This is a genomic window from Motilimonas thetidivivens, assembly GCF_046452435.1.
Classification (GTDB): domain Bacteria; phylum Pseudomonadota; class Gammaproteobacteria; order Enterobacterales; family CBDFNC01; genus Motilimonas.
The window spans coordinates 137,852-164,124 of sequence record NZ_JBKFDK010000002.1 but is presented as its reverse complement, the minus strand read 5'-3'; the positions used below and the strand labels follow the sequence as shown (position 1 = coordinate 164,124).

Genomic DNA, 26,273 nt, shown 5'->3' with positions numbered 1-26,273 from the left:
ATTTAAACTGAGAGCAAGAACTACAGCTCGAACAGTAATAGCGTTCAAAGCAGGCTTTGAACAGAAACATGCAAAAGCCAAAGGTGAGGTTAACGAATGACAGATAAGCGTAAAGGTGAGGGAGATAGCGGTAAGCTGTTGTATTGTTCTTTCTGTGGCAAAAGCCAACATGAAGTTAGAAAGCTTATTGCCGGCCCTTCCGTTTATATCTGTGATGAGTGTGTTGAGCTTTGTAACGATATTATTCGTGAAGAAATCAAAGAAATCGCTCCAAAACAGGAAGGTGATCGCTTACCGACTCCCCATGAGATCAGAGCACACCTAGATGATTACGTTATCGGCCAAGAGCACGCTAAAAAAGTGCTTTCAGTAGCCGTTTATAACCATTACAAGCGCTTAAGAAATGCCGATAAGATTGCCGATGGTGTTGAGTTAGGTAAGAGTAATATTCTGCTTATTGGCCCAACCGGTAGTGGTAAAACGCTATTGGCTGAAACCTTAGCACGCTTACTGGATGTGCCGTTTACCATGGCTGATGCAACCACCTTAACCGAAGCGGGTTATGTGGGTGAAGACGTCGAGAACATTATTCAAAAACTACTGCAAAAATGTGACTATGATGTAGAGAAGGCGCAGCGCGGTATTGTTTACATTGATGAAATCGACAAGATTTCACGTAAATCGGATAACCCTTCAATTACCCGTGATGTATCGGGAGAAGGCGTACAGCAAGCATTACTGAAACTCATTGAAGGTACGGTTGCCTCTGTGCCTCCGCAAGGTGGACGTAAGCATCCACAACAAGAATTCTTGCAAGTAGATACCAGCAAAATTCTATTCATCTGTGGTGGTGCGTTTGCTGGCTTAGACAAGGTAATCGAACAACGCGTTCACACCGGTACCGGAATTGGTTTTGGTGCTCAGGTGAAGTCGAAAGACAACAAAGCAAGTTTGTCTGAAATCTTCACTAAAACCGAGCCTGAAGATCTGGTTAAGTACGGTCTGATCCCTGAGTTTATCGGGCGTTTACCTGTAGTGGCGACACTGGCAGAGCTAGATGCTGATGCGCTAATCCAAATTCTTAAAGAGCCCAAAAATGCGCTAACAAAGCAATATGCGGCGTTGTTTGAGTTGGAAGATGTCGAACTAGAGTTTAGAGACGATGCGTTGCGCGCCATTGCTGCTAAGGCGATGGAGCGTAAGACAGGGGCTCGTGGTTTGCGCTCAATTGTAGAGCAGGTGCTACTGGATACTATGTATGACCTGCCTTCAGTGAATGATGTGAGTAAAGTAGTGATTGATGAAACCGTTATTAAAGGGGAATCTGATCCTATTCTTATTTATCAAAGTAATGATAGTAAGGCGGCATCAGCTGACTAAAACTGATGAATAAATAATCAGTTATTACCAGTTATTAAGGGGCCTTCGGCCCCTTTTTTACTTTTTTGCAAATTTACTTCATATGCCATTGAATATCTTGCTATTGCCCCAATATACTCAGAATAAGATGGCCCAGTATTCGAAAAAGAGAGGACATAATGAGTTTAGAGCGTAGTTCGCGCATAGAGATCCCTGTCTTACCCCTAAGGGATGTAGTGGTATATCCACATATGGTCATCCCGCTTTTTGTTGGCCGCGAAAAATCCATCTCTTGTTTAGAAGCGGCGATGGATCAAGACAAGCAAGTGCTATTGGTGGCTCAGCGTGATGCGACCAAAGATGATCCTGATACCACAGACATGTTTGAAGTGGGTACTATCGCTAACATTTTACAGCTGCTTAAACTACCTGATGGCACTGTCAAAGTGCTGGTTGAAGGTAGCCGTCGCGCCAAGCTGGAGTGTTTCCTTGATAAGGAAGACTATTTTGTCGGCGAAGTCACTGAGCTGACCACAGACACCATAGATGAGCGTGAAGAAGAAGTATTAATTCGCAGTGCCATCAGCCAGTTTGAAGGCTATGTCAAACTGAACAAGAAAATTCCGCCTGAGGTAATGACGTCGGTCAGTGCTATCGATGATGCCGATCGCCTTGCTGATACCATGGCGGCGCATATGCCATTGAAGCTTGACGACAAGCAAACCGTACTTGAAATTTCACAAGTGCCGGAGCGTTTAGAATACTTGATGGCCATGATGGAGTCTGAAATTGACCTCCTTCAGGTAGAGAAAAAAATTCGCAGCCGCGTTAAAAAGCAAATGGAGAAGAGCCAGCGCGAGTATTACCTTAATGAGCAAATGAAAGCGATCCAGAAAGAATTAGGTGAGCTTGATGACGCGCCCGATGAATTTGAAGCGCTTGCCAAAAAGGTTGATGAAGCAGGCATGACCGAGGAAGGTAAAGAAAAAACCTTAGCGGAATTGCAAAAGCTGAAAATGATGTCTCCGATGTCGGCAGAAGCGACCGTGGTACGCAGCTATATCGATTGGATGATAGGCGTACCTTGGAAAAAACGCTCTAAGGTGAAAAAAGACCTGGCCAAAGCGCAAGATATTCTCGACGCCGACCATTACGGATTAGAAAAGGTAAAAGAGCGGATCCTTGAATATTTGGCGGTGCAAAACCGCATCAATAAATTAAAAGGCCCAATTCTTTGCTTAGTCGGTCCTCCTGGTGTAGGTAAAACTTCTCTGGGACAGTCTATCGCAAAAGCCACAGGACGAAAGTATGTGCGTATGGCGTTAGGTGGTGTGCGCGATGAGGCTGAAATTCGAGGCCATCGTCGGACTTACATTGGCTCTATGCCGGGTAAATTGATTCAAAAAATGTCCAAGGTTGGGGTTAAAAACCCACTGTTTTTGCTCGATGAAATCGACAAAATGGCGTCAGATATGCGCGGTGATCCTGCTTCTGCATTATTGGAAGTACTCGACCCTGAGCAAAATAACAGCTTTAACGATCACTACCTTGAAGTGGATTATGACCTGTCGGATGTGATGTTTGTGGCAACCTCAAACTCGATGAACATTCCGGGTCCTTTGCTTGATCGTATGGAAGTCATTCGTCTATCGGGTTATACCGAAGATGAGAAGCTCAATATTGCTAAGCAGCATCTGCTTGATAAGCAAATTAAGCGTAACGGTTTAAGACCGGATGAAATAGTCGTCGAGGACTCGGCGATTATTGGCATCATTCGCTACTATACCCGTGAAGCTGGCGTACGTAGTCTTGAGCGAGAGATTTCTAAGCTTTGCCGTAAAGCAGTGAAAAAAATCTTGCTTAATAAAGACATTAAGTCGGTCACCATTAACATGGAGAACCTTAAGGAATACTTAGGGGTACAGAAATGTGATTATGGTAAAGCAGAAGAGAACAACCAAATAGGCCAAGTTACCGGTCTCGCTTGGACCGAAGTTGGCGGTGATCTATTGACCATCGAAACATCGGCTGTACCGGGTAAGGGTAAACTTATTCATACCGGCTCTTTGGGTGATGTGATGCAAGAGTCGATTCAAGCAGCAATGACAGTGGTTCGCGCTCGTGCTGAAAAGTTACGCATCAACCCAGACTTTTACGAGAAACGTGACATTCACGTTCATGTACCTGAAGGTGCGACACCAAAAGATGGTCCAAGTGCCGGTATTGCCATGTGTACTGCCCTAGTTTCATCTTTGACGGGCAACCCAGTCAAAGCGAATGTAGCCATGACCGGGGAGATTACTTTACGTGGTGAAGTCTTGCCAATCGGCGGCTTAAAAGAGAAGTTATTAGCGGCATTACGTGGTGGAATTAAAACCGTTCTTATTCCTCATGAAAACGTGCGTGATTTGGAAGAAATTCCAGAAAACGTAACTCGTGAGCTAGAAATTATACCGGTTCGCTGGATTGATGAGGTGCTCGCGGTTGCACTTCAAGAGCACCCAGAAAAATTTCAAGTGGTGAGTTAACGCAATTGCTATCGAAAAAACTTGATGATCCGCAAAGTTAGCGGGTTACAGGGGGAAATTTGCTTGCCAGCCACCCTAGGCTGGCAGTAGATTTAACCAGATTGATATTTTGCTTTACCAATTCTGATGACGGGCCAAGTGTCAAATTCTCAATATTGATGGGGTTAGTAGTGACTAACTAAGTTGGTCAACCCAGATTAAGTATAAGAACTATAGGGGACAAAATAGTGAATAAAGCTCAACTTATCGACAAAGTAGCTGATGGTGCAGATCTTTCTAAAGCAGCTGCGGGACGTGCTTTAGATGCATTCGTAGATGCTGTAACAGAGAGTTTAAAAGCCGGTGACCAAGTTGCCTTAATTGGTTTTGGAACTTTTGCAGTAAAAGAGCGCAGCGCGCGTACTGGTCGTAACCCACAAACAGGCGCAACCATTGAAATTGCTGCGGCTAATGTACCAGGCTTTAAAGCTGGTAAAGCGCTGAAAGACGCTTGTAACTAATCAAAGAGTTTGCAGACCTGCAGGCTGAAACTTGATACACTTGGGCATCAGTGCTCAAGAGCAGATACTCTGGCGCATCTTTGACTGATGCGCTTTTTTTATTTAGGTTTTGTCCAGGGAATTAAGAGAGAAGTACAGCATGTTGGATAAATTTCGCGAAGGTGCGCAGGGCCCCGCGGCAAAGATTATTTTAGGGGTAGTGATCCTATCATTTGCATTAGCAGGTGTTGGTGGTTACCTAGGCTCAAGCACAGAAGAGCCAGCAGCCGTTGTCAACGGTGAAGATATTTCACGCCAAGAGTTAGAAACCGCATATCAGCAAGAGAGAAGCAGAGTTGAGCAGCAATATGGTGAGTCATTTGCCGCTATCGCTGCAGACCCTTCGTTTGCTCAGCAACTGCGTAGCAACGCTTTACAGAAACTGGTTAGCGAGCGTTTAACCGATCAAGCCATTGATGAGTTAGGTTTACGTGTTAGCGATGAGCAAATCAAAAACTCGATCCGCTCTATGCCAGAATTTCAACGTGACGGAAAATTTGATAACGATACTTATCTAGCCGTACTGCGTCAGTCAGGCATTCAAGCTGAGCAGTTCCCAGAAATGTTGCGCCAAGACATGACTCGTCGTCAATTACTGCAAGCTTATTTAAGCAGTGAGATCAGCTTACCGAGTGAAGCATTGCAAATTTATCGTTTGCAAGCGCAGCAACGTGAAGTGCGACAGCTAAATATTGCGGTCACTCCTTTCTTAGACAAGGTGAGTGTCAGTGAGCAAGAGCTTGATGAATACTATCAAGAGAATAAAGACGCATTTCAGCATCCTGAGCAGGTTAACCTTGAGTATGTGTTACTGGATAAAGCTGCATTAAGCGAAGGCATTACTTTAGAGGAAGGCGCGGTTGCCGCTTACTACGAAGCGAACCAAGCTAATTACAAAGCACCTGAAAAACGTCGTGTGGCGCATATCCTCGTTGATATTAATCAAGACGACGCTGAACAAGCCGCTCAAGATCTATTAGCGAAAGTACAAGCTGGTGATGACTTTGCTGAGCTTGCTAAAAACTTCTCTAGTGACACCTTTAGTGGTGAAAATGGCGGTGAGCTAGATTGGTTTGAACAAGGTGTGATGGATCCTGACTTTGAAGCTGCCGCATTTGCGCTAGAGCAAGTAGGTGATACTTCTGAAGTGGTTAAAAGTGAGTTTGGTTACCATATTATCAAACTACTTGAAGTTGAAGCCGACGCTGCTGCACCGTTAGCAGACGTTGAAGACAAAATTGCCGCAACCCTAAAGCATGACCAAGCGATGGAAGTGTTTTATGACAAGTTGCAAAAGTTAAGTGAAACAGCATTTGAAGTGCCAGATAGCTTAACCGAAGCAGCTGATGCAGCGGGCCTAAAAGTCCAACAAACGGGCTTATTTAGTCGTGCCACGGCTGAAGGTGAATTTGCGGAGCAAGTTGTATTAGCGCAAGCATTTAGTGAATCATTACGTGAAGAACAACTCAACTCGGAAGTCATTGAATTGACTCCTGAGAAAGTGATGGTAATTCGTGTTACTGATTATAAGCCGCAACAGGTAAAAACCTTAGACGAGGTTAAACCTGAGCTTGAGCTTCGCCTTCAACGTGAAAAAGCCTTAACTGCTGCAAATGATTACGCAGATGCATTAATGGCTAAATTAGCGCAAGGTGTCGACGTGACTGCTGAACTTGAAGAAGCACAACTGAGCTTCACAGAGTTAACCACAGTTAGCCGTATGGATCCGGGTGCTAGCCCAGAAGTTGCACGAACAGTGTTTACCCTAGCTAAACCGAAAGAGAACGAGATTGTGCGCTCTAAGGTGACGCTAATGAATGGGGATGTGTCGATTGTTGAGCTTCATAAAGTAATTGAAGTTGCCGCTGACACAGTGCCAAGTGACACGGAAACGAGTCAGTTAAGCCAGTTCATTCAAAACACTCAGGCAGATACTTCTTATCAAGCTCTGCTAAAATTACTGCAAGCTCGCGCCGAGATTAGCTATCCTAAAGCGGAATAACTCGGCTTGAAATAGCGCTAGGCAGATATATTATTAAGGGTAGCGCTGCTACCCTTTTTTATTGAGGTGAAATTTTGCTTAAAACCATCCTGATTTGTATTGTTTCGTTGGCGGTTATCTTGTTTGGCTCAGCCGCTTTTGTTGCCTATTATGACTTTAGTGGTGAGCCACAGGTGGTCGATACCCAGATATATGGAAAATGGAAAAGCGAAGACAAGCCTTATGGAGATTATGAATACTTCGAATTTACCCCGGAAGGCTATACCTTTGAAAACCGCTTTCATCCTGCTAGCTACGAAACAGACGGCAAAATGGTGACTATCACTAAACGTGGTGAAACCTTAACCTTTAAAGTGATCAACGATAGTTTGATCGAGCGCGAAGTGCCAAGATTAAAACGGATCCGCTATAACCGTGTAGAATAGGTATAGGTAAGCTTGCCTTGAATCAATCGGCTTTCCATTCGGCTTAGAGTTATTTTCTAAACTTCACTTGCTGGTTCATTAGCAGTCGTTGGGTGATGGTATGTTGAGGGTTGTCCAGCACTGCAGCTGTTTCACCTGCTTCAACAATTTGCCCTTCATGCATGACGATGATGTTATCACTGATGTGTCGCACTATGCCTAGGTTATGGGCAACCATGATAAAACTAATTTTTTGTTGGCGTTGAACATCCAAGATCAAATTAATGATTTGCGAGCGTACCGATACGTCTAAGGTAGCGAGCACTTCGTCAGCGACAATTATCTTGGGTTTTAAGATTAATGCCCGTGCTAGGGCAACACGTTGTTTTTGCCCACCCGAGAGCATGCGAGGATAAAATTGAGCATGCTCAGGCAATAAACCAACGAGACGCAACGCATCACTGACACGCTCATCCATTTCTTGCTCGGATAATTCGGTGTTAAGAAGTAGTGGGGAGCGCAGAATACGCCCCACTTGAGACCGTGGGTTAAGTGAGGTGCTGGGATCTTGAAAAATCATCCTAATTTGCCGACAGCGCTGTTGATGGTCTTTATTAGCGATGTTAACGCCATCGATACAAATACTGCCTGAGCTCGGCGTGATCACGCCCGTGAGCGCCTTGGCTAAGCTACTTTTACCTGAGCCACTTTCACCTACGATAGCCAAGGTTTTGCCTTGCTCGAGTTCAAAGCTAACCGAGGAAAAAGCGGTAATATGCTTGCGCGAAAATAAGCCATGATGTTGCACATAGCTTTTACTTAGCTTGTTGACACTCAATACTATCATGCGCTCTTATCTTCCTTAATTTCAAGGGGAAAGTGGCAGTTGAACATATGTCCTTTAATCCGAGTTGAGTGTGGTTTTTGCACACAAGTTTTTTGTGCATTGGGACACCTAGGCCCTAATCGGCAGCCGATGGGGAGATGCACTAACGGCGGTATACTGCCGGGCAGAGCATATAAATGGCTCTTGTGGGCAAGGTTACTTTCAAAATCGGGAATGGCTTGAAGTAGAGCGTTGGTGTAGGGGTGACGTGGATGATTCACGACTTGATCTCGAGTGCCTGATTCCACCGTTTGACCACAGTACATCACGGTCAGCGAGTCTGATAAATTCGCAACACTTTCAATATCATGGCTAATGAACAAAATACTGGTGTTGTTCACTTTATTCAGTTTATGCAACAGCTTCAAAATTTGAATTTGGGTGGTTGATTCCATTGCCGTCGTTGGTTCATCGGCAATCAATAAGCGCGGGTTTTTTGCTATCGCCATCGCTATCATGATTTTCTGGCATACCCCTTCTGATAGCTCATGTGGATAGCTACGCAGCACGCTTACAGGATCTTTGATACCTACCTTATGTAGTAGGGTTATGGCCCGCTTTTTACGCCACTGAAAGCGTTGCCAGAAACCTCCCTCAAAGGTACGAGAGGGGATTGCTTCCTCGATTTGCTCGGCAATTTCTTGGCTGGGATCGAGATGACTGCTGGGCTCTTGAAAAATCATCGCTATGTCATTGGCCATGACTTTACGACGTTCGCTGGGCGTTAAGTTGAGCAGGTCAATATCGCCCAATCGCATCCGATCTGCTTGTACTATCCAGCCGTCTTTTTTGATCCCTAAAATGGCTTTTGCCACTAAGCTTTTTCCCGAGCCTGACTCTCCCACTAAACCTTGGATCTCGCCCTCAACCATGGTTAGGTTAACGCGCTCTACCACCTTAATCCGGCCTTGTGACGAATCCAATTCAATGGTCAGGTTGCGAATATCAAGTATTGCCATTAATCCATCCCCTTAATGATGGCCTGACGCAGCCCTTCACCGACAATGTTGATGATCAAGATAGTGAGTAAGATTGCTAGGCCTGGTAGGGTGACCGTCCAAGGCGCTAAGAAAACAAGCTCCATGGTATCGGATAACATGGTGCCCCATTCAGGTAAGGGACGCTGTGCTCCTAGCCCTAGAAAACCCAAGGCGGTAATGTCCAAAATCGCTGAAGTCATGGCTCTGGTCGTTTGACTAACAAAGGTTTCTACTATATTGGGTAAAATACCGTATCTCAGTACGCGAAGTGGCGTCGCTCCATCGAGGCGTAATGCAATAATGTATTCCTTGTTTAATTCGTCATGTACAGAGCGATAAACAGCACGTGTAAACAGCGGCAACAGGGCTAAAAATACAGCCAGCAAGGTGTTGAAGTAGCCGGGGCCTAATACCGAAATGATGATAATCGCCAACAGGAGCGACGGAATAGACAGCAAAGTATCCAGAAAGTGATGCAATATACTGGCTTGCATACCTCGGCTCATCCCACCTATGATGCCAATCGCCGAGCCAATTAACATGGCTAAAAAGACCGCAATGAGCGCCCCGCCAAAGGTAAGCTGGGCACCATAAATTAGTTGGGATAATAAATCTCGGCCTAAATCGTCCGTACCAAAGAAGAAATGCACCTCGCCTTGTTCAAACCAAGAAGGCGGGTTAAGTAGCGCACCTACATCTTGATGATCAAGGGGATAGGGGGCTATCCAGGGACCGATTAAGGCCAGCAGTCCAATAAATATCAATGCCCACAGGGCAACCATACCTATGGTGTTTTGCTGATAAATATACCAACTGTGGGCAAGCGGTGAGCGTATGGTCTCTTCCCTGAAAACGTCATGATTTGCCATAGAGCTCATCTCTTTTAAGTGGATTAATTAGCAAATGCAGTAAATCGGTTGCCATGTTTGCAAGCAAAACAAAAGCCGCGATAAATAGCATCCCACCTTGGATCGCACTGTGATCTTCTAAATAAATACTGTTGACCATCCAAGGCCCTATTCCAGGCCAAGAAAAAACCGTCTCCGTGATCATCGCTGTCGTTAAAACGCGGCCAAACTGCAAACCTAGACTAGGAATCACCGCGGGCAGGGCATTACGTAAACCATGACGCTTAATGATCTGAAAGGTATTAAGGCCTTTAGCTTGAGCGGCTTTGATGTAATTTTTGTCCATTTCCTCACCAATGGAAGCGCGAACTTGGCGGATCACTTCGGTGGTTGGTAAGGTGGCTAACACCAGCGTAGGCAGAGCAAGGTGCTGCAGACTATCTAAAAACGCTTCATATTTATAGGGTTGGCTTGATAGTAAGGTATCAATGAGATTAAATCCCGTGACGACAGGAATTTCATAAAGCAACCCCATGCGCCCTGAAACAGGTAGCCAGCCTAAATGCAAAGAAAAAAACATCATCAGCAACATGGCGAACCAAAAAGCAGGAATAGATACGCCGACTAAGGTGACGGTCATAATGCCGTAATCCGTTGCTCCTCCGCGGCTTAAACCAGCCAAAATACCTAAGGGCACCCCGATCAATAATGACACGATAAATGCCATTAAGCACAACTCTAAGGTGGCAGGGAATATGGTTAAAATATCCTGTAATACGGGATTGCCAGAGGCTTGTGAAACCCCAAAATTTCCAGATAGCATCGCCATTAAATAGCGTTGGTAGTCACCTAATACATTGCTCGTATTTACAAAGTCGGTGATAACTTGGCGTTGTAATAGAAATGCAACCACGCTCAGCAAGAACAGCGTAATCACTAACACATTTAAACGTCGGATAATATAAATTAGCATGGATTAATCTCGATAAGCCTGTGAGAAGTTAACGCCGCCAAAAGGCGTTGACTTCAAGCCATGGACATCGCGGCGATAAGCTTGCAATTGCAGCGAATGGGCCAATGGTAGCAAGGGTAAACGATCACGTAACTTAGCTTGAATCTCTCGATAAATTCGGATCCTAGGCACCATTCGATTTTGTTTCACAGCTTGGTCGATTAAGGCGTCAAGTTTTGCTGAACACCAACGGCTTGTATTGGTGTGATTCGCTATTGCATTACAACTGTATTGAGGGCGAAAGAAATTATCCGGATCCGTTGTCACGGCGCTCCAACCACTCACCAGCGTGTCGTATTCACCCTTAACAATACTGCTTTGCAGGTGGTGTGGCTCCAGTACCACTATCTTGGCGTTAACCCCTATTTTTTGTAGGTCGCGCTGAATAAATTCCGCCGTTTTAAATGAATTAGGGTTATATGGCTCAGGATTAGAAGAAGTGTAAATGGTGATAGATAACGGTAGTTTAAGCCCACTTTCTTGTAATAGTTTACGGGCCAGTTTAGGTGAATAGGCGTAATCATCTAGATAGGGGTTGTAAGCCCAAGAAGTAGGTGGAAGTAGACCATGAGAGGCGACGCCCGTATTAAAGTAAACGGCCTTCAAAATGGTTTGTCTGTCGATAGCCGCAGCTAAGGCCTTGCGGACTTTGGCATTGTTAAAGGGCGGTTTATCGTGATTGAATGCCCAGTACGATACCTTATAGCCTGTTTCAACATTCATTAATAAATCTGGATGCTCACTGATAACATTAGCCTGACTGGCAGCGGGATAGGCCATGGCGTCACATTCTCCGGTGATCAGCTTAGCGAGCCTTAAGGTTGGGCTTGTTGTAATATCAAACACCAATTGTGGCATACGTGCGCCGCCTTCCCAATATTCCCAGTGACGCTCAAAACGGATTAAATTATCGGGCAGATACTGTTTAAATTGATATGGCCCGGTGCCTATTGGCAGATGATCAAGCTGATTAAAATCGCCATGTTGTTGCAAATGCTCGCCGTATTCCGCCGACAGGATCACGGCAAATTCGGTCGCAAGGTTAGCCAATAAAGAGGTGTCGGGACGATGAAGCTCAAACTCAACCTTATAGGGGGCAATTTTTTTAACACTTTTAATAAGCTGGCTAAATTGGGTATTGTTGAAAAAGGGATAAACTCCGCCCGACGCACTGTGGAACGGATGGGTGGGGTGGATAATGCGACGAAAACTAAACACTACATCATCGGCATTGAATGTGCGCTTAGGTGTGAAATAGTCGGTTTTGTGAAACGTTACTCCACGGCGAAGCTCAAATTGATAACGTAAGCCATCGCGGCTGACATGCCATTTTCTCGCTAACCCCGATGTGATCGCTTGGGTATTGGGGTCTAATCGAACCAAGGTGTTATAAAGCTGACTGGAGATATCTAAACTGTCACCGGTTTGACTCAGCTGAGGATTGAAGCTTGTTGGATTACCACTGGAACAATAAACCAAGCCTGTATTAAGCACTTGGCTTTCCTTCATGCAACTGGCCAGCATAGGTAAGCTGAAAAGTAAGGCAAATAATCGGATCATAGACTTCATGTCAAAGGTAGCTTTAGGTTGCATAATGTAACATGGCCCTAGCATCAGGCCCAAGTGGACACTGATGTAACGTTACGTATTAATAGCATATTTTTTTAGTAAGCCCCTTAGTTGATGATAGCTTATCCCTAAGGCTATGGCGGCTTGGCGTTGGTTATATTGTGCGTGTTTCAACGCTTGTGAAATTAGATCTACCTCAAATTTTTCACTTAATGCCTTAAAATCAATAGGAAAATTGTAGTCTTTTTGGTCGCTTATCGATTCATGGGTTACGTTAGGCTGCCACTCAGAGGCAAAGGGATCGAAAATCAGCTGTTTAACCGGGGCGTTGATATCCGTTTGCCGATAGATACTGCGCTCAACGACATTTTTTAGTTCGCGCACATTGCCTGGCCATTGATACTGTTGCAATGCCTTAATAGCAGTGCTGCTAAAGCCCGCGAAAAAGTCTCGTCTTAATTCCTGACAGATTTTTATAGCAAAGTATTCAGCCAGTAAAGGAATGTCTTCAATGCGATGACGCAATGGCGGTAAGGTGATCACATCAAAGGCAAGGCGGTCGAGTAAATCAAAACGAAATCGACCTTGTTTCGCGAGGGAGGGAAGATCTTCATTGGTGGCACAGATTAGTCGCACATCCGCTTGTATGGCTTGCGAGCCGCCAACACGTTCAAAAGTGCCATATTCAATCACTCTAAGTAACTTTTCTTGTACTAGCATAGGCGCTGTGGCCAGTTCATCGAGGAACAAGGTGCCTGTGTCTGCACGCTCAAAGCGACCTTGATGGCGTTTGGCTGCGCCGGTGAATGCCCCGCTTTCATGGCCAAATAATTCAGAATCCAGCAAGTTGTCGTTTAATGCGGCGCAGTTTAGTGATACGTAAGGCTTGTCCCAGCGTTTTGAAAGATAGTGCAGGCGTGCCGCGATTAGCTCTTTGCCTGTTCCTCGCTCACCGACAACCAGCACAGGTTTATCAAGCTTGGCGACCTGTGAAACCTGCTCAAGCACTAAACCAAAAGCGTCGGACTCACCGATTAAATTCTCTGATTTCATTATATTGGTCAAAATTACTAATAGTTGGTTAAATATACCAAGTGAGTTAGAGGTTTGCCAAGGTGTTATTTTGTTTTCTTTTTAATATCAGTTGGTTATTTGTCTTTGAAATGTTGGCACAGCCATTGCTATAACTAAGCCAGTAGCTTGCAATGCAATCGAGCAAGTTATTACTTAACATAGAATATTTGGAGGATTTATGGGTGTTTTTTCAAGAATTGCAGACATTATCAATGCCAACGTGACATCGATATTAGATAAAGCCGAAGATCCAGCAAAAATGATCCGTTTGATCATTCAAGAGATGGAAGACACCTTGGTTGAGGTTCGCTCTACTTCGGCTCGCGTGTTAGCGGAAAAGAAAGATTTGGGGCGTAAAATTGCGCGTATCGAAGCAACCCAACAAGACTGGCAAGACAAGGCTGAATTGGCGCTGCGCAAAGAGCGTGAAGATTTAGCCAAAGCCGCCTTGCTTGAGAAGCAAAAACTCAATGAGTTAAAAGATTCGTTGAACGAAGAGTTAGCCGCCAATGATGAAGCCTTGACTCGACTATCAGGCGAAATTACGCAATTAGAGCAAAAGCTACTTGAAACGCGTGCTAAGCAAAAAAGCATCGAACTACGTCATCGTGCTGCCAATGGTCGTTTAGATGTTAAAAAACAATTGGACGGTCAGAAAATGGCGCGAACCATGGAGCGATTTGACCAGTTTGAGCGTCGTATTGATGAACTAAATAGCAAAGCTGATGCCTATGATATAGGTGGTAAACCTGAGTTAAAAGATGAGTTTGCAGAGCTGCAAGCTGATGATGAAATCAGCAAACAGTTAGCTGAGCTGAAAAAGAAAATCAATAACGCATAAGCAAAGTGGATCTATAGGGGGTATTTATGTCGGGTTTTATGGTTTTTCCCATTATCGTTTTTCTGGTTGTGGTCGCACCTTTGTGGTTAATTCTTCATTATCGCAGTAAAAAGCAATTGGGCGAGGGGCTTTCTGTGCAAGAAACCGCACAATTAAACGAACTGGTTGAGCGAGCTGAAAAATTACAAAAGCGGGTGCGTACACTGGAATCCATCTTGGATGTTGAAGCACCAAATTGGAGGAATCAAGAATGAGTCAACCCACTAAATACCTCTATCGAGACGCTAAAGCTGGCAAAGTGGCCGGAGTGTGTAAAGGCTTAGCTGACTACTTCAATATGGAAGTGTGGCTAGTCAGGATCATCGTCATCAGTGCTTTCTTGTTTAGTTTTCCGTTAGCGGCGTTAGGTTATGGCGCTGCATGGTTAATGCTGGATAAGAAACCCGAGACGCCAATACAGACTGATTTTGAGCAACAACCAACATCAGCCCATATCCATGTGAAGAGCAAGGTGTGGCAAAGGGGGGAGCTACCAAAACAAGCCCTAGCAGAAGTTTCTAATATCTTAGATAGGCTGGAAGGGAAGATAAATCATATAGAAAAAGTAGTGACATCGGCTTCATTTAAAGTAAACCGAGAAATTAACCGCTTATAACATCGTCAGTTAAGACCAAGTGGCCGTCATGCCCTTGGTCTATTTTCATAAGAGTCCATTATATATGGTATCCAAAGCAACATTTTCAAATTTGCAACGTAGCGCGAAGGATTTAGTTAATCGCAGTTTAGACCGGCACGTACGTTTAGCCGTTACGGGATTGAGCCGTTCAGGGAAAACGGCCTTTATTACCGCGCTGGTGGATCATTTATTACAAGGACCTGTACATCATCAATTACCGCTGTGGTCTGTGGCGCGAGAAGGCCGTTTCTTAGGGGCTAAAAAAGTGCCTCAGGCGCACTTTCATATTCCCAGTTTTAAGTTTGAGCAAAATATTAAATCCCTTCGCGCCGACACGCCCTCGTGGCCAGTACCGACCGCTGGGGTGAGTGAAATTCGCCTGAAGATAAAGTATCGACCAGATTCTTTACTGTGGCGTAATATCAGTCAAACCGCGGAGCTGACCTTAGATATTATCGATTATCCTGGCGAGTGGCTGCTTGATTTGCCTTTACTGCAAATGACGTATGAGCAGTGGAGTGAACAAATGGCGCAAACCTTGACTCAGCCTGGGCGCGCCGAGCTTGCTAAGAATTGGCTCAACCTAGGGGCACAGCTTGAGCTCCATGGCGCCTATGATGAGCTACAAATTGCACAAATTAGCCAAGCCTATACGGATTACTTGCATCAGTGTAAGGCGCAATTAGGTTTGCATCATATTCAGCCAGGCCGATTTGTTTTGCCTGGCGAGCTAGAAGGTGCACCCTTACTGGCTTTTTTTCCTTATGTCTGGGGTGAGCTCAATGGGCAAGGACAAGAGGACAAAGACAGTGCGTTCAACATGCTTAAAGCGCGATTTGAACAATATAAAGAACATGTGGTTAAACGCTTTTATCAGCAGCATTTTGTTCATTTCGATCGGCAAATTGTGTTGTTAGATTGTTTAACACCGCTGAATGCGGGCAGGCAGAGCTTTGAAGATATGCAAATGGCGATTGAGCAAATCATGCAAAGTTTTCAATATGGCCAATCGGGTTTATTAAGGCGTTTATTTGCGCCTAAAATTGATCGTATCGTCTTTGCGGCCAGTAAGGCGGATCATGTCACCCCTGATCAACACGAAAACTTACTTGCTTTGGTCGATAAAATCATCGTGAACGGCCAAAGAGAAGTCGCCTTTTCAGGCATTGAAAGTCATTGTATTGCCCTTGCCGCGGTAAAAAGTACCCAAGCCGGTAAAGTGGATTATCAAGGTAAGCCCCATGCCGCCCTGACGGGGCGACAGTTGGATACGTCTGAAATGATTAGTTTGTATCCAGGGGAAGTGCCGGCCGATTTACCGCAAGCTAAATTTTGGCAAGAGCAAGGCTTTGATTTTACAAACTTTGCTCCCCCTGTCGTGGCAAGCAACTTACCACTACCTCATATTCGCATGGATTTAGCCATCGAGCATTTATTAGGGGACAAATTGTTATGACAGAATCACCCAAAATTGCACCCAAAAAAGTGTTTAATGCCCCCGATGAGGCGCAGCAAAACACGACAATTAAATCAGCGCAACTATTTGCAGCCGATGAGTTCGTACCAGATGAAGAGCAAGAGAGCGCTGAGAGTTTACTTGATGCCGCGCTTTCCCCGGCGCGGCCAAATTGGTGGTTACGGATAGGTTTGTTTGGTGTTTCTGCCGGGGTCACCTGGGAAACAGTGACTTGGTTACAAGCTACTGTGCTTAATAATCCGCTGTTAGGCATGTTTTACAGCCTAGTCTGTATCTGTTTAGTGGTTGCTTTGCTCAAATTTTTGTGGAGTGAGGTCAGTAAACTCAATCGACTTAGGCTAAATAAAAAGTTACAAAACCAAGCGCAGTTATTAGATCAGCATGCCAACGACGGCGCATATCAATACTGTCAGCAGTTAGCTAAGGTGAGCCGGCAGCTCGATAGTCTGGGGTATCAAAACTGGCAGGCGCAATTAAGTGACAGCCATAATAATCAAGAGGTGTTGGATTTATATCGCCACCAGGTTTTAGCCACACAGGATCAACGGGCCAAGTCCGCGGTAACAAAATGGTCGGGTGAGGCCGCTTTGTTGGTTGCTATTAGCCCGTTAGCCTTAGTCGATATGCTGATTATATTATGGCGCAATACTAAGATGATTGAGGCCGTTGCCAATATTTATGGCATTGAGCTGGGCTACTTAAGTCGATTGAAACTGTTTAAGTTAGTGCTTAGCAATATGATTTATGCCGCCGGCGCGGAAGTCGCCACCGATTTAGGCTCTGACATGCTAGGGGCAGAAATGGCGGGCTTAGTCTCGGCCAGAGCCGCCCAAGGCGTTGCGGCTGGTTTGCTGACTGCGCGGCTCGGTTTTAAAGCCATGCAAATTTGTCGTCCCTTGCCTTGGCAAGACAATGAAAGGCCTAAAGCAAAGGAAGTAAGAATGTCGCTAATCGCTAAGTTAAAGTCTGTTATCAAAGGATAATGAATGAAACCGTTGAGTCAGCTACGTTGTCAGGCCTGCCAAGGTGATATGCATGCCATGGCCGAATCGCAACAACAGTCATTAATGGAGCAATTGCCTGATTGGCAAAGGCAAAGCGAGCAAGGCGGCCAACGCCTTGTTCGGGTGTTTCGCTTTAATACTTATCCTGAGGCGGCGAACTTCACCGCACAATTAGCTGAGTTAGCCGAGCAAGTTCAGCATCATCCCATGATCACTTTAGAATGGGGCAAGGTCACCGTGGTGTGGTGGACTCACAGTTTAGGAGCGTTGCATTTAAACGATTTCATCATGGCCGCACAAACGGATTTACTCTACCAAGGCAATCATATCTAGAAGCTGATTTTCTAGCTCATGACCACATTTTTGCGTCTAGTATTAAACAAGACGCAAATAATGGGTGAGGCAGATCATGAAATTAGCAAGCTTGAATGATGGCTCTCGCTACGGCCGTTTGGTCGTGGTTAGCCAAGATTTACGCAGAGCTAAATTTGTTGGGATTTTAGCGCCTAATTTGCCTGCCGCTTTAGATGACTGGGACAGCGTCTCACCTCTGCTACACATGATTTATCATGAATTAAATCAAGGTCCTATCGCGGGCTCATTTGAGTTGATGTTGAGTCAGTGTATTGCTCCGTTATCCTATGCTTTTGAGCATTATTTAGCGCTTAATTACCGTCCGTATATTGAGTTACTCAATGCAGCTTGTCAGCACCAGCATAAGCCTGATCCCTTGCCTGTGGTGGCGTTAGCGAGTGGTCAGCAGTGCAGTGCGACCGCTGAAATAAGTTTATCTGAGTCCGTTCCTTTGGACTTTTCAGTCTTTTTGTCGGCTATTTGTGGTCCTATTGCTCGTTATTCTCAGCTTGATCAGTGTGAGCAAAGCATACGTTTATTGGCTTTGCATAATCAAATCTACAGTCCGCAGCACCTAATGGCAGAGCTTAATTTAGGCTGGGGGATTAACCACAGTTTTTATCAGTTGGTTAGCGCCCCTATTTTAGTCACCCCTGAAGAGTTGGGCGAGGCTTGGCAAGCTAATATGATGAATTTGCCGGTGATCACTAAATTAAACGGTAAACCCTTCGCGGCACTGAATCCTTGGCAAGACTCCCATAGTGATTTTGCTGCCATTTTGATGCAATTAACGCAGCATCGCTCATTATCTGCTGGTGCGATGTTAAGTATTGGCCCAATCATGAACCAAGTTCAGTTAAGTGGCCCTGCCAACCTTTGGAGTAAAGCGCAGCAAACAAAAGAGCAGGGGGAATTTATAGGGTTAAGCTTGGGTGATACGCTTGAAATCTATGTACAAGATGATGCCGGCAGAAACCTTTTCGGTCGAATCAAGACGATGGTCAAGGCTGCTGTAAGCTAATCGAATTAATACGCTTGTAAGGTAATCGAGTCATCCTATTTTGTACAAAAGTCTGGCGTTGCCTCCTCGTTCGCTAACTGCTGTCATCGTTTTTTTATTTATTATGCCTAAACAAACGGTTATGATTCCTTTTTTAAGCTTAGGGCGGTGCCATTGGTTAAGCGGATTCGCCAAATATTTATTTTTTCGTTGCTGCTCGTTTTTCTAGCTGCAAGTTTACTTGTGAGCTTAGATTGGTATGTCTCTTATATGGCTAGGGATCGTGTGTATACCGATGTTAATGCCATCCCCCACCGCCCCGTTGCCTTAATGTTGGGCACCAGCAAATACATAGGAAAGCGCATCAACCCCTTTTACCCGCCAAGGTTAAATGGTGCTTATGCTTTGTTTGAAAATAATAAAGTACAAGCCATTATAGTTAGTGGTGATAATGCGACACGCTATTATAACGAGCCACAGACGATGGAAAACGATCTGGTCCGGGCCGGCGTGCCAAGGCGCTATGTGGTGAAAGACTATGCTGGATTTCGCACCTTAGATTCGGTGATCCGTGCAAAACGCATTTTTGGTCAAGATGCATTGACCATAGTGAGTCAAGGGTTCCATTGTGAGCGGGCTATTTATATTGCTCGGTCGATAGATATCGATGCACTGTGTTTAAGTGCAGATAATGCCACCGGCCTTGCCGCGGTAAGAATTCGTCTGAGGGAAGTGTTGGCTCGTGCCAAGGCGGTGCTTGATATTAATGTATTAAATAAACAGCCCAAGTTTTTGGGTCAACAAGAAGTTGTCATTCTTAAGGCTCCTCCACCGAGAAGCCCCTATCAAAACCCATAGGGTCTGTTGATCTTTTGAGCTGGTTTTTGCAGCGATTTGTTGGGTATTTATACAAAACGTTCGTTGTGGCCAGCACCTTTGTGGCATAGTGAACTACGCGAAAAGGCGCTAACGCAGTAGAAATGACCAACAAACGCTGTCCTACGGATTCGGCTAAAGCCCTTCGGGCGTAAGCATTCTACCCGTCGTTGAGCAGTATTTGCTTAGAATGCTAAGCTATACACTGCTCGCCTTGCTCAAAACGCTTTTAGACAGGGTGTCCCCTCTCGAACAAAAATTAACCACCAAAGATCAACAGACCCTAGGCTCAAGTACCAAATAAATTGCCATGCAGGCGCAAGGCGTGGCCATCGGTCATGCCGGATATATAATCTGCAATTTCGCGATAGCCCGAATGCCCATGCTCGGTTGCAGCTTGCCAGCGGGCTTTGGTGTCATTGGGTAACAGACGTTTAGGATCACCGGCAAAGGCTTCAAATAGCTCCATAACCACTTGTTGGCCGCGGTATTCCATTATCTGCAACTCGGTTTTACTGATCACATAATTAAACACAAATTGTTTTAGCACATTGAGTACTTGCTCCATGTCTGGCGTCAGCAGGGCGTGATATTGCAGTAATGGCTCATCAAAACGTATTTCTACGGGCTGGATGTGTACCGAAGTGATTAATGCGTTGACCAAGGCTCCAATGGCATCTTTGCGTTGGTAGTGATGATCTGAAAACAGTTTATCGGTCAGATTATTAATGTCTTTAGATAGCCAAAAACCATCGATGTCGGCTAATTTGCAAGCCACTTGCTCTTGCCATAGGCGCTTATTGACGATACCCATGGCAATGGCATCTTCGAGATCATGAATGCCATAAGCAAAGTCATCGGCTAATTCCATTAAGGAACAATCAAGGGATTTGTAGCGGGTTTTTTGATGGTTTTTTGGATCCTCATTAGGGCGCGTTAGGGATAAATGCTCGCGATCAGAATCGGATAACGGCATTAAGATCCAATCAAGAATATCTTTATCGTCATCATAAATGCCTTTGGCTGGGGCCCAATCACTGGCTTTTAATTGACGAAAGTTGACGGGAGGCTCGGGTGCTATGTCGCTTTTAACCTGACTAATAAGTGCGGGATATTTCAGTAATCCCAGTAAGGTGCGCCTCGCTAAGTTCATGCCATTTTCAGGGGTGTAGGGCTCAAGTTTACTCACAATACGCAACGTTTGACCGTTACCTTCAAACCCGCCGTGAGCGCGCATCATATAATTGAGCGCGACTTCGCCACCATGGCCATAAGGGGGATGGCCGATATCATGACTGAGACAAATTGCTTCGATTAAACTGGTGGAAGGCAATAAATGGGCTAATTCGGGTTGTTTTTGCTTTAGTTGAGCAACTATCCCTGTGCCGATTTGCGATACTTCAAGGGAGTGGGTTAAACGAGTTCGGTAAAAGTCATTGGCGCCGGTACTGAGCACTTGGGTTTTTGATTGTAAGCGGCGAAAAGCGGCGCTGTGCAAAATACGCGCTCGGTCTCGTTGATATGGACTGCGATGATCATTTAACCTTTGCTTGTTGGCTTCATTACCTAAGCGTTGTTGCCAATCAGTATTCAGAATGCTATTTGTCGTCATTGTTTTAACTCTAATGGGTTAAACGGCTCTCGTTATAACTTGTTCTCATCTTCACTGATTTCATCAAGAGTGAGCTCAAAACTGGGCAAAAAATGACTGATGAAATAAGCCATCTCGGGTGTTTTTCTGGTTTCAATACTGGCTTCAAGACGTCGCTTAGCTAAGGTAAATTCATGATTACCAGCACTTAACTCCTCAAGACATTTGATATAAGCGCATAACGTGTCAGCATCTTTTACCAAGGATTTGTATTCGTTATCCATTTGCTCGCTGTCGAGTAAAGGGATAAAGCCTTGACGCAGTTCTGGCGGCAACATATCAAGCAATTTTTGTTCGGCAAAGGACTCTATTTTTTTGTATTCCTTGGCAATATCGGGATTGAAGTATTTCACTGGCGTGGGTAAATCGCCTGTGATGACCTCGGAGGCATCATGATACAGTGCCAATAAAGCGGCCTCTGCTGGATTAATGTTACCGCCAAATAAGGTGTTTTTAATTAAAGCCAGTAAATGAGCCACCATGGCAACTTGCTGACTGTGCTCAGCCACGTTTTCTCGTTCAATATTGCGCATTAATGGCCAGCGCTGAATCAGTTTCATCCGTGCCATATGGGCATAAAAATGGCTCATTGTACTTTCACCTTTGATTGGCTATTAATGATAACAGGCCCAAGCTATAGGCCTTAGGTAAATACTAAACTATTGCTTTCACTATATGCTTTCAACTATTGCTTATAGTGCTCCAAGAAACGCGCCATTCGGCCGATGGCCGTTTCCAAATCCACTACATTGGGTAGAAATACCAAACGGAAATGATCCGGCTTATGCCAGTTAAATCCAGTTCCTTGCACCAGTAAGATTTTTTCTTTGAGCAGCAGATCTAGGGCGAATTGTTGATCATCCTTAATGTTAAACTTCTTTTGATCTAACTTAGGGAACAAGTACATGGCACCATCTGGCTTAGTACATGACACACCGGGAATATCATTAATGAGTCGCCATGCGGTTTCACGTTGCTCGTATAAGCGCCCTCCCGGTACGATTAATTCATTAATACTTTGATACCCGCCCAGGGCGGTTTGCACGGCATGCTGCATCGGCACGTTGGCACATAAACGCATCGAGGCCAACATATCTAAACCGGCAATATAGTCTTTGGCGTTGGATTTAGCGCCGCTTATCATCATCCAGCCAACTCGAAAACCGCATACACGATAGGCTTTAGACAAGCCGTTGAACGTGACAATGAGCAGATCATCGGCCAGTGTACAAAGCGGAATATGCTCGGCGTCATCGTAGATAATTTTGGAGTAAATCTCATCAGCAAAGATGATTAGATTATGCTCTCGAGCAATGTTTACAACCGCTTCAAGCAAGGCGCGGCTATAAACGGCGCCCGTTGGGTTATTGGGGTTGATCAGCACAATGGCTTTCGTGCGCGGTGTGATTTTTCGCTTAATATCGTCTAAATCAGGAAACCAGTTGGCTTGCTCATCACAGATATAATGTACCGGATGGCCGCCAGCTAGGGTAACGGCTGCGGTCCATAGCGGATAATCAGGAGAAGGCACAAGTAGCTCATCACCGTTATTAAGTAGCGCTTGCATGGCCATGACGATGAGCTCACTGACGCCGTTGCCCATGTAGATATCATCCACATCTACGCTGCGCATACCTTGTTGCTGGTAAAACTGCACGACGGCTTTACGGGCAGAAAATAAACCTTTAGAGTCGCAATAGCCTTGGCTTTGTGGCAGGTTTTGCAAGACATCCATGACAATTTCATCGGGCGCTTCAAAACCGAATGGAGCCGGGTTACCAATATTTAGCTTTAAAACTTTGTGACCTTCATCTTCCAGTCGTTTAGCATGTTTGAGGACAGGGCCTCGGATGTCGTAGCAAACGTTATCTAATTTTTGCGATTTATTGATTGAATTCATTGTTGAGCCGCTCTGTTGCGAAACCTGATGTGCTCAAACTACCTGATTCTAGTTGTAGAATAAACTGCTAAAGGCGTTAAATTAAAATGATTTTCAGGGGGGATTATCTAGCCAACTAGGGCATTGTTGAAGCTTTGCTCTAACGGCTTGGTATTTGTATTTGATTAGTGCTATTTGCTGCTAGTTTTTGAGCATAAACTCCAATAAGATTATTTTAATTCATCTAGTTTTAATTTAACGATAGGTTTTTTCAAGTGATAGAAATTAAGCACCTTAACACGCTCGTAGCGCTGCGCAGTTGTAATTCCTTGGTGGAAGCGGCCGAGCGTTTGTTTTTAACTCAATCAGCTTTATCTCATCAGATTAAAGATCTTGAAGCTAAATTAAATGCCAAGTTATTCATTCGCAAGACCCGCCCCATACGTTTTACGGTAGCAGGCCAGCGTTTATTAAATCTGGCTGATGAGATTTTACCTAGTATCGCTAGCGCAGAGCGGGACATTAGCCGCCTCAATTCCGGTGAAGCAGGGCGTTTGCATATGGCAATCGAATGCCATTCTTGCTTTCAGTGGCTTATGCCTGCAATCGACAAGTTCCGTGATAGTTGGCCTGAGGTTGAACTGGACTTGAGTAGTGGCTTTAGTTTTGCGCCCTTGCCAGCCCTAGCTAGGGGAGATCTCGATTTGGTGGTGACGTCAGATCCACAGGAAATGACCGGCATTTTGTATAAGCCGCTATTTAGCTATCAGCCCATGCTGGCGATTAGTCGTCATCATCCTTTGGCCAATAGTGCTTTTGTGTTGCCTGAAGACTTAGCCTCGGAAATACTCATTACCTATCCGGTAGAAACCGACCGCCTCGATATTTTTAATTTGTTCTTAGATCCAGCTGGTGTGTCGCCAGCAGGCATTCGACAAGCCGATATGACGATTATGATGCTTCAGCTAGTGGCCAGTGGCCGCGGTGTGGCGGCATTGCCTAATTGGGCATTGACCGAGTATTTAGAGCGTGATTATGTACTGGCTAAACCGCTAGGCGAGCAAGGCCTTTGGAGCACACTTTACGCAGCGGTGCGTGCTGAGCAGGCTGATTTGCCATTTATGAGCGATTTTTTATCCACTGCAATTAATTCAAGTTTTAATAACTTAAAGGGCATCAAACACGTAGTTAGCGCTTAACAGGGGTGAGGTCGCAATTATGGCTGTGCTCAATTGCTGTAAGCTGATGAGTTCGTTTTGCGCGAGCGCCAAAAGAGTTATTCAAATGGGGCTGCGTTGCTCTTTCGGTGCCATGAGAATAATTTAAAATAATTTATCTTCCACCAAGGTAATGCCATATAACTGGCATGTTGCTTTCTGAGGAACCGACACAGTAAGCGATAGGTTTTGGTATTGGCAATGTAGGCCGATTGTTTAGGGGCATTAGCCAAATGATGTTGCCAAAGTTGCTCAATATCGATGGTGGTGAGGTAACATCCATTGACTTGGGTGAGTGCGGGTAAAATTAACCACGGATAGGTGTTGGCGGTAATAAAGTGATCGCCTGTATTAAACAGCTGGACAAAAAACAATAATTGTTTGCTATCCCACTGACAAGCCAACAGGTAGGTGTTTGCCTCTTCATTAATCCAACTAGCGCAATGAGCAATATGCTGGTCCCGTTGGAAAACGAATTGGCCATCTTCAAAAAAATCATGGTTTTGTGCCCAACAGTTGATACTGTCAAAAGGGCTGGTAAGCGCTGACTCAGTTGGTAAAAAATACCGCTCAGGTTGTTGCAATAACGGCTTTAATAACGTCTGGTTTAAGATAAAAATCAGCGTGAAAACCGTTAAGCAGACAAATATAAAACAAATCAACATCCACATAGCAAAACCCCAGTCCAGTGGGACTCAATCCATTGAGTATTTGTTAAAGTGTAACCTGATTTAACAGAACCGCTATTTTGCTAAGTTTATGCTAAAGGCGGCTCACCACGAGCACACTAAGTGGCATGGTCTGTTTGTTGTGTTTCATATTCCTTAGGGGTCAGTGAAGATGCTGCCGTCAATAAAGGAATATGAAGTTCAGATGTTACCCCTCCAGACATGTTCTCTCGAATAACCAGTTTGCCTTTTTCGCCAAATAAACTATTTATCCGATTGCGAATATTATTCAGCGCAATACCGTTGCCTTTGGTATGGCTAATAGAAAATCCAACGCCATTATCTTTAATCGCAACGCAGAGTTGGTCATTGATTTTGGAAAACAGCACTTTAATTTCGCCCCCTTCTTGACGAGGCCCAATACCGTGCTTAACTGCGTTTTCAACTAAGGGTTGGATGAGTAAAGGCGGTAAATAAGTGTCATCGGGTAAATGTTCACTTAATTCAATGCTAAACTCTAGCCGTTCCGCTAAGCGAATTTTTTGAATAGAAAGATATGAACGAATAAAGGTGAGTTCATCACTGATATGTATCTTATCTTGGCGAGTCTTAGTTAAACTTTGTCTGAGTAAATCGGTTAAGTTCGTTAATAGCTGGCTGGCTATATCTGGTTGATGAAAAATCATCGCTTGAATATTGGCCAAGGTATTAAACAAGAAATGAGGCTCAATCTGACTTTGCAGCATTTTTAGTTGTGCCTCAACCAAGGCTTTTTCCTGATTTGCTTTTTGCAGCTGGGCTTCGCTGAGCTTGTGTTGGATCATCACGGTGCGATCGCGACTATGGAAGAAAAAAGTAGCCACTAACCCTATGGTGAGTGATATCACGGCCGCTTTATAGACTCGTTCATTTAAGAAGTTAGCCGAGGGCCCATAAAAGTTGATCAGAAACAAATAGGTGAGTAGGGCGCCTAAAGCCATGCCGACAGAGACAATAATTGAAGTTTTAAACACTCTTGATGCGAAAGGATAATAGGCATCAACTAAAATAGCGATGAAGATACAGGAAAGGCTAAAACCATGAGCAATGGATAGGCTTAATGTAAAATTAGTGCTTATCTCTGTAATATAGAGAATAATTGTGACGGTAAAAGCAAGGAGACTGGAGATAACGATATCGGTTATCACGCCTTTGACTCGTAACTTCCCTGTTTTATTGTCAAGTCTAAACGACATAGGCTGCGACCATTTGAATCAAAATTAATGACATGACTATCGTGAAAATAATAAGAAACCCGAAAAGTGATAATCAGTAGACAATATGTTCATATTATCAACTATTACATGGGAGCGACAGAGAAAAAACACCTCGAGTTAGTTTATTGCTCAGAGCTGTGAAAATGCTAATAAATAAGGCAAAAACTGGTTTT

General features: G+C 44.6%; 25 protein-coding genes. 14 read left to right on the top strand and 11 right to left on the bottom strand.

What is annotated here, in order from left to right; translation table 11 throughout:
- Nucleotides 1–96 precede the first annotated feature (96 nt).
- From clpX to ACK8OT_RS02870, 5 genes are all read left to right on the top strand, one after another.
- Nucleotides 97–1,380 (top strand): ATP-dependent protease ATP-binding subunit ClpX, encoded by a 1,284-nt coding sequence (gene clpX / locus ACK8OT_RS02890; protein ID WP_410195001.1) that lies wholly within the window; start codon nucleotides 97–99, stop codon nucleotides 1,378–1,380.
- 158 nt (nucleotides 1,381–1,538) lie between these two features.
- On the top strand, nucleotides 1,539–3,887 hold the full coding sequence (lon, locus tag ACK8OT_RS02885) for an endopeptidase La (protein WP_410195000.1): 2,349 nt from the start codon (nucleotides 1,539–1,541) through the stop codon (nucleotides 3,885–3,887).
- 203 nt (nucleotides 3,888–4,090) lie between these two features.
- Nucleotides 4,091–4,387 (top strand): HU family DNA-binding protein, encoded by a 297-nt coding sequence (locus ACK8OT_RS02880; RefSeq protein WP_410195068.1) that lies wholly within the window; start codon nucleotides 4,091–4,093, stop codon nucleotides 4,385–4,387.
- Nucleotides 4,388–4,526: 139 nt separating this feature from the next.
- Nucleotides 4,527–6,428, top strand: a complete 1,902-nt coding sequence (ppiD, locus tag ACK8OT_RS02875) for a peptidylprolyl isomerase (protein WP_410194999.1) — start codon at nucleotides 4,527–4,529, stop codon at nucleotides 6,426–6,428.
- 74 nt (nucleotides 6,429–6,502) lie between these two features.
- The gene (locus ACK8OT_RS02870) at nucleotides 6,503–6,853 is read left to right on the top strand and encodes a DUF2850 domain-containing protein (RefSeq protein ID WP_410194998.1); all 351 of its coding nucleotides are present in this window, start codon (nucleotides 6,503–6,505) and stop codon (nucleotides 6,851–6,853) included.
- 49 nt (nucleotides 6,854–6,902) lie between these two features.
- Here ACK8OT_RS02870 and ACK8OT_RS02865 read toward each other — a convergent pair whose 3' ends face one another.
- The 6 genes from ACK8OT_RS02865 to pspF all read right to left on the bottom strand — a co-directional run bounded on the left by ACK8OT_RS02865 (nucleotide 6,903) and on the right by pspF (nucleotide 13,192).
- Nucleotides 6,903–7,679 (bottom strand): ATP-binding cassette domain-containing protein, encoded by a 777-nt coding sequence (locus ACK8OT_RS02865; protein ID WP_410194997.1) that lies wholly within the window; start codon nucleotides 7,677–7,679, stop codon nucleotides 6,903–6,905.
- Nucleotides 7,676–8,677: a peptide ABC transporter ATP-binding protein gene (locus ACK8OT_RS02860; RefSeq protein ID WP_410194996.1), complete on the bottom strand. Its 1,002-nt coding sequence runs from the start codon at nucleotides 8,675–8,677 to the stop codon at nucleotides 7,676–7,678. The genes ACK8OT_RS02865 and ACK8OT_RS02860 overlap by 4 nt, the downstream gene beginning before the upstream one ends.
- On the bottom strand, nucleotides 8,677–9,567 hold the full coding sequence (locus ACK8OT_RS02855; protein WP_410194995.1) for an ABC transporter permease subunit: 891 nt from the start codon (nucleotides 9,565–9,567) through the stop codon (nucleotides 8,677–8,679). The genes ACK8OT_RS02860 and ACK8OT_RS02855 overlap by 1 nt, the downstream gene beginning before the upstream one ends.
- A complete protein-coding gene (locus tag ACK8OT_RS02850; RefSeq protein WP_410194994.1) occupies nucleotides 9,554–10,519 on the bottom strand; it encodes an ABC transporter permease in 966 nt (321 codons plus the stop codon). The genes ACK8OT_RS02855 and ACK8OT_RS02850 overlap by 14 nt, the downstream gene beginning before the upstream one ends.
- Before the next feature lie 3 nt (nucleotides 10,520–10,522).
- The gene (locus ACK8OT_RS02845) at nucleotides 10,523–12,127 is read right to left on the bottom strand and encodes an ABC transporter substrate-binding protein (protein ID WP_410194993.1); all 1,605 of its coding nucleotides are present in this window, start codon (nucleotides 12,125–12,127) and stop codon (nucleotides 10,523–10,525) included.
- A 72-nt stretch (nucleotides 12,128–12,199) separates the two neighbouring features.
- Nucleotides 12,200–13,192: a phage shock protein operon transcriptional activator gene (gene pspF, locus ACK8OT_RS02840; protein ID WP_410194992.1), complete on the bottom strand. Its 993-nt coding sequence runs from the start codon at nucleotides 13,190–13,192 to the stop codon at nucleotides 12,200–12,202.
- Between the two features lie 187 nt (nucleotides 13,193–13,379).
- Here pspF and pspA point away from each other — a divergent pair, with 187 nt between their 5' ends.
- From pspA to ACK8OT_RS02800, 8 genes are all read left to right on the top strand, one after another.
- Complete coding sequence (gene pspA, locus ACK8OT_RS02835; protein WP_410194991.1) at nucleotides 13,380–14,042, top strand: phage shock protein PspA; 663 nt, start codon at nucleotides 13,380–13,382, stop codon at nucleotides 14,040–14,042.
- A 26-nt stretch (nucleotides 14,043–14,068) separates the two neighbouring features.
- A complete protein-coding gene (pspB, locus tag ACK8OT_RS02830; protein WP_410194990.1) occupies nucleotides 14,069–14,296 on the top strand; it encodes an envelope stress response membrane protein PspB in 228 nt (75 codons plus the stop codon).
- Nucleotides 14,293–14,697: an envelope stress response membrane protein PspC gene (pspC, locus tag ACK8OT_RS02825; RefSeq protein WP_410194989.1), complete on the top strand. Its 405-nt coding sequence runs from the start codon at nucleotides 14,293–14,295 to the stop codon at nucleotides 14,695–14,697. Before pspB ends, pspC begins: the two co-directional genes overlap by 4 nt.
- A 64-nt stretch (nucleotides 14,698–14,761) precedes the next feature.
- A complete protein-coding gene (locus ACK8OT_RS02820; RefSeq protein WP_410194988.1) occupies nucleotides 14,762–16,174 on the top strand; it encodes a YcjX family GTP-binding protein in 1,413 nt (470 codons plus the stop codon).
- On the top strand, nucleotides 16,171–17,178 hold the full coding sequence (locus ACK8OT_RS02815; protein WP_410194987.1) for a YcjF family protein: 1,008 nt from the start codon (nucleotides 16,171–16,173) through the stop codon (nucleotides 17,176–17,178). Before ACK8OT_RS02820 ends, ACK8OT_RS02815 begins: the two co-directional genes overlap by 4 nt.
- 3 nt (nucleotides 17,179–17,181) lie before the next feature.
- Nucleotides 17,182–17,532 carry a 4a-hydroxytetrahydrobiopterin dehydratase gene (locus ACK8OT_RS02810; RefSeq protein WP_410194986.1) on the top strand — a complete coding sequence of 117 codons (351 nt, stop codon included), beginning with the start codon at nucleotides 17,182–17,184 and terminating at the stop codon, nucleotides 17,530–17,532.
- A gap of 76 nt (nucleotides 17,533–17,608) precedes the next feature.
- Nucleotides 17,609–18,574, top strand: a complete 966-nt coding sequence (locus ACK8OT_RS02805; RefSeq protein ID WP_410194985.1) for a hypothetical protein — start codon at nucleotides 17,609–17,611, stop codon at nucleotides 18,572–18,574.
- A 249-nt stretch (nucleotides 18,575–18,823) separates the two neighbouring features.
- Entirely contained in the window at nucleotides 18,824–19,411 is a 588-nt protein-coding gene (locus tag ACK8OT_RS02800; protein WP_410194984.1) for a SanA/YdcF family protein, read from the top strand.
- 307 nt (nucleotides 19,412–19,718) lie between these two features.
- On the opposite strand, the gene ACK8OT_RS02795 is transcribed toward ACK8OT_RS02800, so the two are convergent.
- From ACK8OT_RS02795 to ACK8OT_RS02785, 3 genes are all read right to left on the bottom strand, one after another.
- On the bottom strand, nucleotides 19,719–21,041 hold the full coding sequence (locus ACK8OT_RS02795) for an anti-phage deoxyguanosine triphosphatase (RefSeq protein ID WP_410194983.1): 1,323 nt from the start codon (nucleotides 21,039–21,041) through the stop codon (nucleotides 19,719–19,721).
- A gap of 32 nt (nucleotides 21,042–21,073) precedes the next feature.
- Complete coding sequence (gene yfbR / locus ACK8OT_RS02790) at nucleotides 21,074–21,670, bottom strand: 5'-deoxynucleotidase (protein WP_410194982.1); 597 nt, start codon at nucleotides 21,668–21,670, stop codon at nucleotides 21,074–21,076.
- A gap of 95 nt (nucleotides 21,671–21,765) precedes the next feature.
- Nucleotides 21,766–22,980 carry a pyridoxal phosphate-dependent aminotransferase gene (locus tag ACK8OT_RS02785; protein ID WP_410194981.1) on the bottom strand — a complete coding sequence of 405 codons (1,215 nt, stop codon included), beginning with the start codon at nucleotides 22,978–22,980 and terminating at the stop codon, nucleotides 21,766–21,768.
- 254 nt (nucleotides 22,981–23,234) lie between these two features.
- Here ACK8OT_RS02785 and ACK8OT_RS02780 point away from each other — a divergent pair, with 254 nt between their 5' ends.
- Complete coding sequence (locus ACK8OT_RS02780; RefSeq protein WP_410194980.1) at nucleotides 23,235–24,158, top strand: LysR family transcriptional regulator; 924 nt, start codon at nucleotides 23,235–23,237, stop codon at nucleotides 24,156–24,158.
- Between the two features lie 77 nt (nucleotides 24,159–24,235).
- Here the strand turns inward: ACK8OT_RS02780 and ACK8OT_RS02775 are convergent, their stop codons facing one another.
- Entirely contained in the window at nucleotides 24,236–24,847 is a 612-nt protein-coding gene (locus ACK8OT_RS02775) for a hypothetical protein (protein ID WP_410194979.1), read from the bottom strand.
- 116 nt (nucleotides 24,848–24,963) lie between these two features.
- Nucleotides 24,964–26,079: a sensor histidine kinase gene (locus tag ACK8OT_RS02770; RefSeq protein ID WP_410194978.1), complete on the bottom strand. Its 1,116-nt coding sequence runs from the start codon at nucleotides 26,077–26,079 to the stop codon at nucleotides 24,964–24,966.
- Nucleotides 26,080–26,273: the final 194 nt, after the last annotated feature.